The sequence below is a fragment of the Psychrobacter raelei genome, from assembly GCF_022631235.3.
Taxonomy (GTDB): domain Bacteria; phylum Pseudomonadota; class Gammaproteobacteria; order Pseudomonadales; family Moraxellaceae; genus Psychrobacter; species Psychrobacter raelei.
Genome location: NZ_CP093310.2, coordinates 2,414,022 through 2,428,593, shown reverse-complemented (window position 1 = coordinate 2,428,593; position 14,572 = coordinate 2,414,022). Strand labels below are relative to the sequence as shown.

12 protein-coding genes are annotated in these 14,572 nt (G+C 43.6%); 6 read left to right on the top strand and 6 right to left on the bottom strand.

The genetic code is table 11. From position 1 onward, the window contains the following. Positions 1-62 precede the first annotated feature (62 nt). The 4 genes from MN210_RS10180 to hflX all read right to left on the bottom strand — a co-directional run bounded on the left by MN210_RS10180 (position 63) and on the right by hflX (position 4,252). Positions 63-908: a lytic transglycosylase domain-containing protein gene (locus tag MN210_RS10180; protein WP_011961088.1), complete on the bottom strand. Its 846-nt coding sequence runs from the start codon at positions 906-908 to the stop codon at positions 63-65. A 337-nt stretch (positions 909-1,245) separates the two neighbouring features. Further along, positions 1,246-1,950 (bottom strand): LrgB family protein, encoded by a 705-nt coding sequence (locus MN210_RS10175; RefSeq protein WP_011961087.1) that lies wholly within the window; start codon positions 1,948-1,950, stop codon positions 1,246-1,248. 11 nt (positions 1,951-1,961) lie between these two features. Further along, positions 1,962-2,402 (bottom strand): CidA/LrgA family protein, encoded by a 441-nt coding sequence (locus MN210_RS10170; protein ID WP_338412159.1) that lies wholly within the window; start codon positions 2,400-2,402, stop codon positions 1,962-1,964. Between the two features lie 404 nt (positions 2,403-2,806). Beyond that, on the bottom strand, positions 2,807-4,252 hold the full coding sequence (gene hflX / locus MN210_RS10165; RefSeq protein ID WP_155587537.1) for a ribosome rescue GTPase HflX: 1,446 nt from the start codon (positions 4,250-4,252) through the stop codon (positions 2,807-2,809). Between the two features lie 587 nt (positions 4,253-4,839). Between hflX and MN210_RS10160 the strand changes: the two genes are divergently transcribed. Then, positions 4,840-5,658, top strand: coding sequence for a lysophospholipid acyltransferase family protein (locus MN210_RS10160; protein ID WP_110816899.1), 819 nt, complete (start codon positions 4,840-4,842; stop codon positions 5,656-5,658). A 330-nt stretch (positions 5,659-5,988) separates the two neighbouring features. Beyond that, positions 5,989-6,861, top strand: coding sequence for a lysophospholipid acyltransferase family protein (locus MN210_RS10155; protein ID WP_338412158.1), 873 nt, complete (start codon positions 5,989-5,991; stop codon positions 6,859-6,861). Positions 6,862-7,054: 193 nt separating this feature from the next. On the opposite strand, the gene MN210_RS10150 is transcribed toward MN210_RS10155, so the two are convergent. Continuing rightward, positions 7,055-8,095 carry an aldo/keto reductase gene (locus MN210_RS10150; RefSeq protein ID WP_011961082.1) on the bottom strand — a complete coding sequence of 347 codons (1,041 nt, stop codon included), beginning with the start codon at positions 8,093-8,095 and terminating at the stop codon, positions 7,055-7,057. Positions 8,096-8,189: 94 nt separating this feature from the next. Next, positions 8,190-8,702, bottom strand: a complete 513-nt coding sequence (locus MN210_RS10145) for an FKBP-type peptidyl-prolyl cis-trans isomerase (RefSeq protein ID WP_241878467.1) — start codon at positions 8,700-8,702, stop codon at positions 8,190-8,192. Between the two features lie 597 nt (positions 8,703-9,299). Here MN210_RS10145 and rpsL point away from each other — a divergent pair. The 4 genes from rpsL to tuf all read left to right on the top strand — a co-directional run bounded on the left by rpsL (position 9,300) and on the right by tuf (position 14,360). Continuing rightward, positions 9,300-9,674: a 30S ribosomal protein S12 gene (gene rpsL / locus MN210_RS10140; RefSeq protein WP_011961080.1), complete on the top strand. Its 375-nt coding sequence runs from the start codon at positions 9,300-9,302 to the stop codon at positions 9,672-9,674. 153 nt (positions 9,675-9,827) lie between these two features. After that, on the top strand, positions 9,828-10,301 hold the full coding sequence (gene rpsG, locus MN210_RS10135; RefSeq protein WP_011961079.1) for a 30S ribosomal protein S7: 474 nt from the start codon (positions 9,828-9,830) through the stop codon (positions 10,299-10,301). Between the two features lie 443 nt (positions 10,302-10,744). Next, a complete protein-coding gene (fusA, locus tag MN210_RS10130) occupies positions 10,745-12,874 on the top strand; it encodes an elongation factor G (protein ID WP_110816896.1) in 2,130 nt (709 codons plus the stop codon). A 295-nt stretch (positions 12,875-13,169) separates the two neighbouring features. Next, on the top strand, positions 13,170-14,360 hold the full coding sequence (tuf, locus tag MN210_RS10125; RefSeq protein ID WP_011961077.1) for an elongation factor Tu: 1,191 nt from the start codon (positions 13,170-13,172) through the stop codon (positions 14,358-14,360). Positions 14,361-14,572: the final 212 nt, after the last annotated feature.

Below are 14,572 nucleotides of genomic sequence, written 5' to 3'. Positions count from 1 at the left end.
TGACGTTTTAACGCATACATCTGGCTTAACTGATATATCTCATCAGGTAATGATGGGCGTGATTAACGTAAGGTGGTCTCAAACGATGCTTGAGTATATCCATTGCTCGTGGTACCAAAGGAGGTAGCACCTGCACCATACGTAGCACGTTGAATGCCCACTTCTGAAGATACGGTAGTTGCACCAGCTCTAAATAAGGAGCTGTCATTTTTGTACAAAGTATTATAACGATTGAGCACTCTTTGAACGTAATTACGCGTCTCTCTAAACGGAGGCACACCGCCATATTTATCCACATTGCCTTCACCTGCATTATAGCCTGCTAAGATGTGCTCAATCTTGCCATTAAAGCGCTTACTTAACCAAGCCACATATTTGGCTGCGCCTTCAATATTCTCTGCAGGATTCCAAGCATTTATGACCGAAAAGCGGCGGGCAGTGGCTGGCATAAGCTGCATCAAGCCTTGAGCGCCAACAGGAGAACGGGCGTTGGGGTTAAAAGAGGATTCGGTATGCATCATGGCTTTTAATAGGCCAGGATCAATACCATTTCGATTGGCAGAGGCCAAAATATAATGGTCATAGGCATTGTTGCCTGAGCCAATAGTATTTAGGTTTGAGCTGCTGTTATTACTATTATTACTGTAATAACTAGGTGGATTAAGGGTTAGGGTATTGGATTGCATAAGGGTGTCAGTTTGCGACGCGGGGGCGTAAGTGACTTGTACCTTCTTGGCGAACTTACTGTTATCTGAAGGTTTTACATTGGTCAATAAAACCTGCCCTGAATCATCCTTGTAGACGTACATGTTGCCTGCATGAGCGCTCAATAAGGGAGAGGCGCATAATAACGTTGTGGCAACCAAACTGGCTGAACGAGCTAAAACTGTATTTAACAATTCAGTCATAAGTATTTTCACTTTTTAGAGGCTATATAATTTTTTATGGTAAGGCAGTAGGAAGGGGCAAGTGCTATATCAGACACTGCCTGCACTTAACTTTTAAGCAAGCCACTAAAACTTGCTTAATCCATAAACCTGCTTAATTCATAAGTTAATTACTAAGGTAAACATAAAATAAGCCAGCGTAATATAGCACTAATAAAATGTGATATCTAACGGTTAGTGGCTTTGGTATCTTATCAACAGCAGTTTAGAAAGAATAAGTAATATTGTTACTAAATATCTTCTGCTGTATAACTTGTCCAGATATTAGGGCGCGTTAACCCTCACTTTTTGAGCGTTTTTATAGTATAGCGGCTAAAAATATCGGCACCCATACCGCAGTGACTAAGCCATTTACCGCCAGTCCAAAGGCGGCATAGCGCCCAGCAGTATGGCTAATTTGCCACGCCTCTACCGTACCAAAGGCATGAGCTGCCAAACCCAGTGCCAAGCCTTTGGCTCGATCGTCTTGTACGTTTTTAAACAACACACGAGCCACAGCGCCACCGAGCAAACCAGAGACGATGATGATTAAGTTGGCTAAGGCCAAAGGTGCTTTAATAATTTCGGCCACACTTAGCCCAATAGGGGTGGTCACCGAACGCGTTGCGAAGGCTAAAATAGTATCGTGACTCAGTGAGAAGCCATAAGCCATAGACATAGGCAGTAGGGCACCTACCAAGCTTGCGATCACCACTATGATGCTAAGTTTTTTTACTGGTAAGCCAGAAAAATTCATCGTAGCTAAAGGAATGGCGAGTAGTACGGTCACATAGCCCAATAAATGATCAAAAACCGGCTTGGCCACAGCATAATAGTGATCGTAATCCCAACTAAATAGATATAAAAATACCAGTACCAGTACCAAGGCTGTGATGACCATGGGCAGCCCTGAGATGCGCTTGGATAAGATACGTGCCATCACATGTGCCACTAAAGTAAGAACAAAAGCGGCAAGTACAGTCAACAACGTGGTGCCTTCAGGCATTTGATTGAGTAAAGTCATAGCTTGAGGCCTTATTTTGATTGAGTAGAAGAGGTGCTGGTATCGCTCTCATTAGAGCCCTCAGGCTGGCGGCTTAACCAATAGTTGGCGAGTCGTGCCAAGCCCCACAAGGGCAGTAAGGTGCTCACTACCATGGTCACTATAATACCCAAAAGCTCATCACCAAGCCCAAACATTAACAGACCAGCGCCAGCCGATACTGGCAAAAAAGCAAACCCACTATCCACCAACAATGTATTGCTGGCCGGAGTAAGCCACTCAGGTAGCCCCCGAGTAAAACGCCACAGCATTAGCAGCGAAAATAAAGTAATCAGCCCCACAATATTCGCTGCACTGGGATAGCCTAACATTTGACAGACCCATACTGAGCCTTCTCGAATACTAATGACAACCGCTAAGGTGAGTAAGATTGCCACAGGCAAGGGCAGTGTTTTTTTGACAGCAGAGGGCATGGCTCATCCTTTATTTTGGCTATGGCCTAATGTAGAGCAAGCTTACATAAGCAAGATACAGGCGCAACTATAAATTTTTGGCAAGGCGTAATATCCTGATATAGCTAATAAATGCTACTCAATGTTTAATTATAATACACCATTATTGCTGATGCACGACACGCTATCCTCGCGCCTTTAGTCTAAATTAATCACAGACAGCTATGTTAAGTCTGAATCTATAAGCTCTGGCAGAGTTTGGTAAGCTTGAGGTTTGTGATCATATTTCGCCAATATTTTGTATCAATGCTTTAATATTCTTTAATATTGTTAGCCAGATTAATTGAATTTTTGACAAAAAAATAGGAGCCTAAAGGCTCCTATGTTGGATGTCATCATCACTCGGTCAAGATAAAATAAAAAGCTTAGCGCAGAATATCATCGTCTTCAGGCCAATCTGCTGCTGGCTCAAAATCAGGCGCCTCAAAGTCTGCCTCTAAATCCAGTAGGGCGGCTTTGGCTTCTTGATCGGCTTTTAGCTGTTTTTCAAAAGGCTCAAGAGTAGGTATCAGCAGCTCAGCTTGGTCTTTAGGCAGCACTGAGAGAGGATCAATATTGGCTTGACCCAACAATTGCTGCAACTTATCAGAGGGCAGACGTAGGGTAAGTACTTCATGGCCCTGCTCATCATAGCTTTCTTGTTCGACCACATCCAAGCGGTATAGCTCATTTTTTAGATTGCCGGCATTGAAGGGTAGGGTGATCTCAAACGTGTTGAGTTTACCGGTCAATAACTGCTGTACGGCAGTGTGCAGCATACTCATGCCAAGGTCAGCCTTAGCGGAGACATACACACGACTGGGCACGCCAGGACCACTATAGTTAATTTGTGCCGGCTCACCAGTGATATCGATCTTGTTGTAGACATTGAGCACAGGCACATGGTTATCAATTTCGCTCAATACCTCTTTTACTGCTTTGATTTGCTCATGCATGTCGGGGCTTGAAGAGTCAATCACATGTAATAACAAGTCAGCCTCTAGCGTCTCCTCCAAAGTTGCATGGAATGACTCTACCAACTCGTGCGGTAAATGACGCACGAAACCTACCGTATCGACCAAGACCACTCGGCCCACGCCTTGCCAGTCCATACGTCTTAAAGTAGGATCTAAGGTCGCAAAAAGCTGGTCAGCAGCATAAATATCCTCATCGACCAAGCGGTTAAATAAAGAGGACTTGCCGGCGTTGGTATAGCCCACCAATGAGATGGTCAATACATCTGATTTTTGACGCTTGGCTCGGCCTTGTGCTCGGGTCTGTTTGACTTTATCGAGGCGTGCTTTTAACTGAGACACTCGAATTTGTAGCAAGCGTCTATCGGTTTCAAGCTGGGTTTCACCTGGTCCGCGTAGACCAATCCCCCCTTTTTGACGCTCCAAATGGGTCCAGCCGCGTACTAGGCGGGTCGCCAAGTGGTTAAGCTGAGCCAATTCCACCTGCAATTTACCTTCATAAGTACGGGCACGCTGAGCGAAAATATCCAAAATTAGACCAGTACGATCTAAGACGCGGCATTGCAGCAAGGTCTCTAAGTTACGCTCTTGTGAAGGCGTTAAACTGTGGTTAAAAATAACAATATCTGCCTCAAGCGCCTGTACCTGCTCGGCAATCTCTTGTGCTTTACCACTACCAATAAAATACTTGGCATCCGGCTTCTGTCTTGACCCTGTGATGACCGCCAATTGCTGCGCACCTGCAGAGTCTACCAATAATTTAAATTCCTCTAAATCATCAGGGTCTGCGATTTGTCTAACCTCTAAGTGTACTAAGATGGCGCGTTCGCCACCTTCATGTCTACCAAAATAATCCAAAAATATTCACCTGTGTTGTCAATTTAAATGGTCTTGTTACCAAAATGGTTATTGTAACGAAAAGCTCGGTTGTTTGTTTATGCTGAGCTGTTTGTTAAAGCTGATTTGTTTGTGTAAAAAGTCACTTTAAAGAATCTAGCAGCCTAAGTGTCTGGTAGCCTATCTAGTAGCCTAAGTATGTTGGCTTTTATTTACTGGGCTTGCCGATGTCTATGTCATAACTACTGCGATTTTATAATGCGCTATAGACTATTAATGACGCTATTTGCTCCAAATTAAAAGGGGTAGTGCGCAAAATAATACAAATATCAGACCCAGCTTAAGTTATTGCTACAAAACCAGTGAACGATTGATTACTGATTGGGTTATATTTGCTATAATCTGCCTTCATCAAAATCCGCTAAGGTAGTTGCTTTAGCGAATCGATAAACTACCCAAATAGCCCAGCAGATAAGGATAGCTAAGCACACACAAAGCCTGGCGCATCAATACGGGTCTAATCAAGCTTTGAATAAACTATTTTCCTTTATAAATAAAAGCCATAGCATAATTCATAGGGCTAATCTAAGGTCATTAAAGGCACTATCATGAAATACACATCAAAATTGGGACAAGCGTTAAAGCAGACAGTGCAGCGCAATACCAAACGCAGTAAAACTGTGGTGGGCTTGGTAGATACTGTCATCGGTGGTTACCGAGCTGCTACCAAGATTGGCGCTTGGCGTGAGCCGCCACGTGACATATTACCTAAATATATCCAAGCATTTTGTCGCAAGTCAGCGCGTGCGCTGGGGGTAGAAATTGTAGAGGTTGAGCCACTACCCAAGACTCACGCGCTTTGGGTTTCAAACCACGTGTCTTGGATGGACATTCCGGTCATTGGTAGTGTCAGTCCCGCATTTTTCTTGTCTAAAGCAGAAGTTGAAAAGATGCCACTAATGGGACCGCTGGCAAGAGTGGCGGGGACTTTGTTTATTAACCGTGGCTCAGGCGATGCTTCAACGGTAGCAGAGCAGATGACGACCTTCTTAAAAAAAGGCTACTCGGTGGTGTTTTTCCCTGAAGCGACCACCACAGATGGCAAAAAAATAAAAAGAATACATGGCAAACTTTTGCAGTCTGCAATAGATGCCAATAAACCTGTACAGCCGGTGGTGCTGTGTTATGTCAATAGTAAAGGCGAGCTTGATGACACCGTACCTTATTATGGGGGTATCAGCCTTAAGCAGAGTCTGATGGGCGTAATAGATGGCGAAACAGTGACCGCTTATGTGTTGCCATTAGCTGAGTTAAGCACCACAGGCAAAACTCGTTCTCAGCTTACCGACGAGCTACAAAAGCATATGCAACAAGGTTTACAGGAGCTGCACAGCCGAGTGCTGACCCAGCAGCCTAAAGCCGATTAAGCTGAGAGTTACACAATTATCCTGCCAACCTTGAAGACTAAAGTGAACAGTATGGAGCGTATGGTCAGATAAAGTGTGGTAGGATAATTATCACAAACCCCATCAAATTAAGTAAAAGTGTCACATAAAAATTAGGCATAAAAGATATAGTATCTAGAAGATTAAAAGGCGTGACAGGTCAATTGATCAAGATTGTATTCATATATTTGTCTTCATATATTAAGTTACGGTAGGCGTTATGCTAACCTCTAACTTGAGCATTTAATGCGGGTATGATTGAGTATCAACATGACATCGTGCGCCATCCGAAAGATTTGAACAAGGACTTTTATGACCGACCACGCCTCACCGACACCAGCCTCGCAAGACAAAATCTCTGGCCGAACCTTGCCACATCGCTTAAGAAAGCATAAGGTAAGCCGGCTGTTACCCAAGCCTGTGACTACTCAGTTTAAACGGGCACAGATACTCAAAGGCATGACCAGCACTATGGTGAACGGCTATCGTGCCATTACCAAGATTGATGGCTGGAGCGGTGAGCCCAAGCGTGATAAGGTGCTGCGCTACAATCAGATATTTTGTGGCAAAATGGCAGAGGCCTTTAACATTAAAGTGGTGGCAGTTGAACCCATGCCAAATACTCAAGGCTTGTGGGCTGGCAATCATGTGTCTTGGATGGATATCCCCGTGATGGGCAGTGTGGTGCCCGCTTTTTTCTTATCAAAAGCAGAAGTTGAGTCTATGCCTGCTTTTGGCAACTTAGCCCGAGCTTGTGGCTCGCTATTTATCAAACGCGGCTCTGGGGATTCGGGTAAGGTAGCCGGTCAAATCACTGAGTTTTTGGAAAAAGGCCATTCGGTATTGTTTTATCCAGAGGGCACCACTACGGATGGTAGCCGTATCAAATCTTTGTATGGTAAATTGCTGCAAGCGGCGATAGATGCCAATAAGCCGGTACAGCCTTTGGTGGTCTGTTATGTGAATGCACAAGGTGAGCTGGATGATAAGATACCTTTTGTTGGAGATACCTCCTTTACCAAGAGCTTCTTAACGGTGATGGACTGTGAGCAGGTCACCGCCTACATTCTACCTCTTGATCCGATTAGCACCACAGATAAAAGCCGAGATGAGCTTACTGAGGAGCTATACCAGCATATGCAGCAAGGTTTGGAAACCCTAAAAGCTCGAGTACTCAAAGCTTAACGATAAATTGGCTTGACTGAAATTAAGTGACTGAAGCTAAGTGACTGAAGCTAATTCATTAAACCTCAGTTCAGTTAAGATGCTCAGTTAAATCAGTCGGTTAACTCAATAAGTAAGACCAAACGCTGCATAATAAAAAAGCTCTCAATCACTGATTGAGAGCTTTTTTTGTGCCACTATCGGTTTATGTTGCTTAGGGTGAGGGGTTGGGCTGCTGAGTATGCACCGCCTCAATGGCCTGCAACACATCATCACTTAGCTCAATATCAACACTGTCAATATTAGACTTCAACTGCTCAATAGAGGTGGCACCAATGATATTACTGGTCACAAAATGACGGCTGTTCACGAAGGCTAAGGCCATTTGTGCCATATCTAGACCGGCATCTGTAGCGATACGCGCATATTGCTCAGTGGCCCACTTGGCTTCGTCATTGATGTAACGTTGGAAGCGGTCATACATGGTTAGACGTGCGCCCTCAGGCTGTTTACCGTCTAGGTATTTACCAGATAATACCCCAAAGCCAAGCGGTGAGTAGGCAAGCAGACCGACATTCTCACGATGGGCCACCTCTGCCAATCCAACCTCATATAACCGATTCAATAAGCTATAAGGGTTTTGGACTGTGATGGGACCTTTTAAGCCATTTTTCTCAGCTTCCCACAAATAGCGCATAACGCCCCAAGCGGTATCGTTGGAGAGTCCCCAAGCTCTAATGCGGCCTTTTTTAATCTCGTCATTTAAGGCCTCGATGGTCTCTAAAAATGGAGTGAGCTGAGATAAATCTTGCTGCGCCATCTGTTCGGTATAGCCGCGGGTGCTAAAAAAGTTAGTCTGACGCTCAGGCCAATGTAGTTGGTACACATCGATATGATCGGTTTGCAACCGCTTTAAGTTGCCATCGATTGCGTCACTGATGTGTTTGGCATTAAAACGGGTTTGACCGTCGCGTAAGAAATCCATGGGAGAGATTTTACTGGCCAAAATCACCTCATTACGCTTTTTGGTCTTGGCAAACCAAGTGCCGATAAAACGCTCGGTATCCCCTTGTTTTTCTTTGGCAGGCGGTGAGGGATACATCTCTGCGGTATCCCAGAAGTTCACGCCTTCGCTTAATGCAAAGTCCATTTGTTGATGCGCCTGATCTTCGGTATTTTGCTGACCCCAAGTCATGGTGCCCAAGCAAATTTTGGAAACCTTGTCACCAAGTTGTGGGAGGGTGGTGTATTTCATAATCGATACCTTTTTCGTGGTTGTATGTTTTATTAGCGGTTTAGCTATACCTAAATAGGCCACATGATTGATGTCCTTATTTAGATCAGTTGCATCATATTAATTGCACGGCCACTTGACCTGGCGGAGTCACTTTAAATATCTGAACTTTAAACAGTAGCGATTGACCGGCTAAGGGATGGTTGAAATCCACTTCAACGTCTTCTTGGGTCACTTTGCTAATAACGCCTGGTAAGGTGTTTTTTCCCTTGTCCTCAAACTCAATCATCATACCCACTTCAGGATTGGCTTCAGTCAATGCAAATTGAGTGCGGCTAAAGGTCTGTACATTATCTTTGTTCCACTCGCCAAAAGCTTGCTCCGGCTCTAAATGCGCTGTACGGGTATCACCGGCACGCAAGTTATTAAGTACATTCTCAAAGCCTGGCAGTAAGCTTTCATCGCCTATGGTCAAACGTACCGGCTCTGGGCGGCTAAAGGTAGAGTCAATAACCGTTCCATTTTCTAAAGCCACCTCAAAGTGTAGCGCTACTTGGCTGCCTTGGGTGATGCGGGTGTCTTGGTTTGGATTAATGAAATCTGCGGCGGTATTATTTGAATTACTCATGGGCAATCACTTATTTATCAAAGATGGGAGAAATTAAAAGAGTTGTGTACAGGGGCTTTATAATAAGGATATAAAGACTAAGGGGCTGATTAAAACGATGTGCTTAGTTTATCACAAACCACGAATCACATCGTAGTAGGCTAGGGTAAATGGCTGTGGCGCCAATCTTAAAATACTGGCTTTTTTGTAACGGTCTAAATAGCAGTATTCGATATGACTTCACGAGGCTGAAGTCATTGATATGACTTGTTATGGCTGCAAAGTGGTCACCAATAGATCCAGGTTTAGTATACAAGGTGAGTGGCACAAAAAACTTATATTACAGCTTAGCCCTTGAAAGTTATTAAAAGTGACCTAAAATAGGCAGCCTAACATTGATTTATTGTCCATTATAAGCGTCAATATGTACTTGAGTGTTTTACAATAAGTCTATATAATATAGTGTCCGAAAAATGGGTAAGCTATCGTAGCAGTTTTTAGGAAGCAATAAGACGATAAGCTTCTTTTAGAGAAACTTAATGTTCTATTGGCTCCAAACCGTAGCGAGGGCTTAGTAACCCATTTTTTTGTATTTAATAAACGGGAGAAGGATGCCTTATGGCAACAACTAACCAATTGATTCGTAAGGGTCGTAAAGTATTAAAGGAAAAGTCTGGTGTTCCTGCTTTACAAGCGTGCCCACAACGCCGTGGTGTATGTACTCGCGTATATACTACCACTCCAAAAAAACCAAACTCAGCCATGCGTAAAGTATGCCGTGTACGCTTAACTTCAGGTTATGAAGTATCAAGCTACATCGGTGGTGAAGGCCATAACTTACAAGAGCACAGCGTTGTACTAATCCGTGGTGGTCGTGTTAAAGACTTACCAGGTGTACGTTACCACACTGTTCGCGGCGCACTTGACTGTGCAGGCGTTAAAGACCGTAAGCAAGGTCGCTCTAAATATGGTGCTAAAAAGCCTAAGGCTTAATTAGCAAATTACTAAATAACATGCATGGGCTTGGTGTCTCATCAATAGACATACCACCATGCAGTAAGGCTGGCTGGTAACCACTTAATTATTAACTCATATTTTATATATGGTTATGAATGCCAGACAACCCTGAAGACAAGGAAATTTATTATGCCAAGACGTCGCGTCGTCGCTACCCGTGAGATCCTACCGGATCCTAAATTTGGTAGCCAAACCATCGCTAAATTCATCAACCATGTAATGGTTGATGGCAAAAAATCTACCGCTGAACGTATTGTTTACGGTGCATTAGAGCAAGTTGCTGAGAAACGTAACATCGAAGATCCAGTTGCATTCTTTGAAGAAGTACTTGAAAACGTTCGCCCAATGGTTGAAGTGAAAGCTCGCCGTGTTGGTGGTGCAACCTATCAAGTTCCTATGGAAGTACGCCCCTCCCGTCGTACAGCTTTAGCGATGCGTTGGCTTGCCGATGCTGCTTCTAAGCGTTCTGAAAAATCAATGGCACACCGTCTAGCTGGTGAGCTAGGTGATGCTTCAGAAGGTAAAGGCAGTGCTGTTAAAAAGCGTGACGAAGTTCACCGCATGGCAGATGCTAACAAAGCATTCTCACACTACCGCTTCTAATTTTAGCGACAATGCTGCTTAATCATTGGCTTAAGTTCTCTATAAAGTGGGCTTAAGCCATCGGCAAAAGCAGTGCAGTATACATTCAGAATTGGGCCATTAAGAACCTCGGTTAATAATGGCTTCCTGCAAGATAAGTAACAAAGTTACATAAATTATGGTTTGCTTTGGTGCCTAATTTGGTAAATTAGAGCAGACGATATGAGAAGTACCCGTTAAGTTTTTGATAAGTGCTGGTGAGTTGGGACAACTGCCTTAAAACACAGTCAGTTTTCTTCTAACTAATCGATGGCTCATCAATTGGTACACAGCAGACTGATGTTTATATGGCAATCAGTATTTGTATCATAAAAATGTCATCTTAAAAAGCTATTGTAGCCTCCTGCCTATCATCAACTCATAGAACGAAATAAATTATAAAGACATTCCATTAGGAAAAAATTATGGCACGTGCAACCCCCCTAAACCGATATCGTAATATTGGTATTTCAGCACACATTGATGCTGGTAAAACAACCACAACTGAACGTATCTTATTCTATACCGGTGTGAGCCACAAAATTGGTGAAACTCACGAAGGTTCAGCAACCATGGACTGGATGGAACAAGAACAAGAGCGTGGTATCACTATTACCTCAGCTGCGACCACTTGTTTCTGGTCAGGTATGGGTCAACAGTTCCCACAGCACCGCATCAACATCATTGACACCCCAGGCCACGTTGACTTCACAATTGAAGTAGAACGTTCAATGCGTGTACTTGATGGTGCATGTATGGTTTATTGTGCGGTTGGTGGTGTACAGCCTCAGTCTGAGACTGTATGGCGTCAGGCTAACAAATATAAAGTACCTCGTTTAGCGTTCGTTAACAAAATGGACCGCGTTGGTGCTGATTTCTACCGTGTTAAAGAACAAGTTAAAACTCGCCTAGGCGGTAACCCAGTTGCTATGGTTATCCCAATTGGTAAAGAAGATGACTTTGAAGGTGTTATTGACTTAATCACCATGAAAGCTATCTACTGGGATGTTGAATCTCTAGGTATGAAGTATGAAGAGCGTGAGATTCCTGAAGAGCTTCAAGAAAAAGCTGAAGAGTATCGCAGTGAGCTTGTAGAAGTAGCTGCTGAAGCTAACGAAGACTTGATGAATAAGTACTTAGAAGGCGAAGAGCTAACTGAAGACGAAATTCATGAGGCTATCCGTCAGCGTACTATTAATAACGAAATCATTCCAATGTACTGTGGTACTGCCTTCAAAAACAAAGGCGTACAAAAGATGTTGGATGCCGTGATTCAATATATGCCAGCACCTCAAGACGTACCTGCTATTAAAGGTATCCTTGATGACAAAGCAGAAACTGAAGGCACTCGTGAAGCGTCTGATGATGCGCCATTTGCTGCCCTTGCGTTCAAAATCATGAACGACAAATTCGTTGGTAACTTAACCTTCGTACGTGTTTACTCAGGTGTTATCAAGCAAGGTGAGAGCGTTTATAACCCAGTTAAGATGAAGCGTGAGCGTATCGGCCGTATCGTACAGATGCATGCTGACTCACAGCAAGAGCTTGACGAAATCCGTGCCGGTGACATCGCTGCCCTAGTTGGTATGAAAGATGTTGGTACTGGTGACACGCTATGTGATGAAAAAGAAATCATTACTCTTGAGCGTATGGAATTCCCAGAGCCAGTAATCAGTCTAGCTGTTGAGCCTAAGACTAAAGCTGACCAAGAAAAAATGTCTATCGCTCTTGGCCGTTTGGCTAAAGAAGATCCTTCATTCCGTGTTCACACCGATGAAGAATCAGGTCAGACTATCATCAGTGGTATGGGTGAGCTTCACTTAGAAATCCTTGTTGACCGTATGAAGCGTGAATTCAAGGTTGAAGCTAACATCGGTGCACCACAAGTTGCTTACCGTGAAACTATCCGCGGTACAGTTGAGCAAGAAGGTAAATTTGTTCGTCAGACAGGTGGTCGTGGTAAGTTCGGTCATGTGTGGTTAAAACTTGAGCCTCTAGATCTAGACTCAGGTGTTGATTACCAATTCGAAGAACAAGTAGTTGGTGGTGTTGTACCTAAAGAGTACCATGGCGCAGTTGATAAAGGTATTCAAGAGCGCATGAAGAACGGTATCCTTGCAGGTTACCCAATCGTTGGTGTTAAAGCGACATTATATGATGGTTCATACCATGATGTTGACTCTGACGAATTATCGTTCAAAATGGCCGGTTCTATTGCCTTCAAAAAAGGCTTCATGAACGCCAATCCAGTACTTCTTGAGCCTGTGATGAAAGTTGAAGTTGAGACTCCAGAAGAATACATGGGTGATATCATGGGCGATCTAAACCGTCGTCGTGGTATGGTTCAAGGTATGGACGATCTACCTGGTGGCACTAAACAAATCCGTGCTGAAGTACCATTAGCTGAAATGTTTGGCTATGCAACTAACGTACGTTCTATGTCTCAGGGCCGTGCAACATACTCAATGGAATTCCAAAAGTATGCTGAAACGCCTAAGTCTGTAGCCGAAGAGATTATGAAGAAATTCTCTGGCAAGGATGATGACGAAGAGTAGTCTTTGTTAGTTAAGTAGAGGGTAGGGAGAAGGGTGACTCAGTCAGCCTTCTCTATAAGAAGTTTAGATGAAGACAGGCTTTACCATTCCTTAGGGGAATGGGTTGTAATTAGTTGATGAATTTATAACCAATTACGTATCAAGGGCTTGTCATTGACTAAGGTTTTCTTATATCATTTACCACTGACTTGATCACCATTTTCAAGAATATTATTATCTGACAGTAGATAAATAACCTTAAGTTATTGCTCCCATCTGTCTTAATTGAATTTAGAATTAATAAGAGGATACACTCATGGCAAAGGCCAAGTTCGAACGTAACAAGCCGCACGTAAACGTCGGTACCATTGGTCACGTTGACCACGGTAAAACCACTCTAACAGCTGCTATCGCAACTGTAGCTGCAAAAACTTTTGGTGGCGAAGCCAAAGACTACGCTGCAATTGACTCAGCACCAGAAGAAAAAGCCCGTGGTATTACAATCAACACCTCACACATTGAGTATGACACTGCTGACCGTCACTACGCACACGTAGACTGCCCAGGTCACGCTGACTATGTTAAAAACATGATCACTGGTGCTGCTCAGATGGACGGTGCTATTCTAGTCGTATCAGCTACTGACGGCCCAATGCCACAAACTCGTGAGCACATCTTGTTATCACGTCAGGTTGGCGTACCATACATCATGGTATTCATGAACAAATGTGACATGGTTGACGACGAAGAATTACTAGAGCTAGTAGAAATGGAAGTACGTGAATTACTTTCAGACTACGACTTCCCAGGTGATGACACACCAATCATCAAAGGTTCAGCTTTAGAAGCACTAAACGGTAAAGATGGCAAATATGGTGAGCCAGCAGTTATCGAATTACTACAAACTCTAGACACTTACATTCCAGAGCCAGAGCGTGACATCGATAAGCCATTCTTGATGCCTATCGAAGACGTATTCTCAATCTCAGGTCGTGGTACTGTTGTAACTGGCCGTGTTGAGTCTGGTATCGTTAAAGTTGGTGACGAGATTGAAATCGTTGGTATCCGTGACACTCAAAAAACCACCTGTACAGGTGTTGAGATGTTCCGTAAGCTACTAGACGAAGGTCGTGCTGGTGAGAACTGTGGTGTACTACTACGTGGTACTAAGCGTGAAGACGTACAACGTGGCCAAGTACTAGCTAAGCCAGGTTCAATCACTCCGCACACTAAGTTTGACGCTGAAGTATACGTACTATCAAAAGAAGAGGGTGGTCGTCACACACCATTCCTAAACGGCTATCGTCCACAGTTCTACTTCCGTACAACTGACGTAACTGGTGCTATTTCTCTACAAGAAGGTACTGAAATGGTAATGCCAGGCGATAACGTTGAGATGAGCGTAGAGCTTATCCACCCAATCGCTATGGACAAAGGTCTACGTTTCGCAATCCGCGAAGGTGGCCGTACTGTAGGTGCTGGTGTTGTTGCTAACGTTAAAGACTAATCTCTTTAAGTGTTAATAACGCTATCAAGCAAAAAAACCGCCTCATATGAGGCGGTTTTTTTATGGGCAATTTTTGGATAGGTGTTCATTTGCTTTTAAGCGTATCTGTATTGTGGCGTTGGAAATATGGTTAATATCAGCTAAGATATTAAAGGACTAAAGCTTATGAGTTTAATATCTTCAATGAATCACAGTAGATGTCATAAGTATCT

Bases quoted from the DNA above. Each gene is read 5' to 3' on its own strand.
- MN210_RS10180 (WP_011961088.1), bottom strand. From the start codon at position 908: ATGACTGAATTGTTAAATACAGTTTTAGCTCGTTCAGCCAGTTTGGTT.
- tuf (WP_011961077.1), top strand. From the start codon at position 13,170: ATGGCAAAGGCCAAGTTCGAACGTAACAAGCCGCACGTAAACGTCGGT.
- MN210_RS10150 (WP_011961082.1), bottom strand. From the start codon at position 8,095: ATGAAATACACCACCCTCCCACAACTTGGTGACAAGGTTTCCAAAATT.
- MN210_RS10155 (WP_338412158.1), top strand. From the start codon at position 5,989: ATGACCGACCACGCCTCACCGACACCAGCCTCGCAAGACAAAATCTCT.
- rpsG (WP_011961079.1), top strand. From the start codon at position 9,828: ATGCCAAGACGTCGCGTCGTCGCTACCCGTGAGATCCTACCGGATCCT.
- MN210_RS10160 (WP_110816899.1), top strand. From the start codon at position 4,840: ATGAAATACACATCAAAATTGGGACAAGCGTTAAAGCAGACAGTGCAG.
- rpsL (WP_011961080.1), top strand. From the start codon at position 9,300: ATGGCAACAACTAACCAATTGATTCGTAAGGGTCGTAAAGTATTAAAG.
- MN210_RS10145 (WP_241878467.1), bottom strand. From the start codon at position 8,702: ATGAGTAATTCAAATAATACCGCCGCAGATTTCATTAATCCAAACCAA.
- fusA (WP_110816896.1), top strand. From the start codon at position 10,745: ATGGCACGTGCAACCCCCCTAAACCGATATCGTAATATTGGTATTTCA.
- MN210_RS10170 (WP_338412159.1), bottom strand. From the start codon at position 2,402: ATGCCCTCTGCTGTCAAAAAAACACTGCCCTTGCCTGTGGCAATCTTA.
- MN210_RS10175 (WP_011961087.1), bottom strand. From the start codon at position 1,950: ATGACTTTACTCAATCAAATGCCTGAAGGCACCACGTTGTTGACTGTA.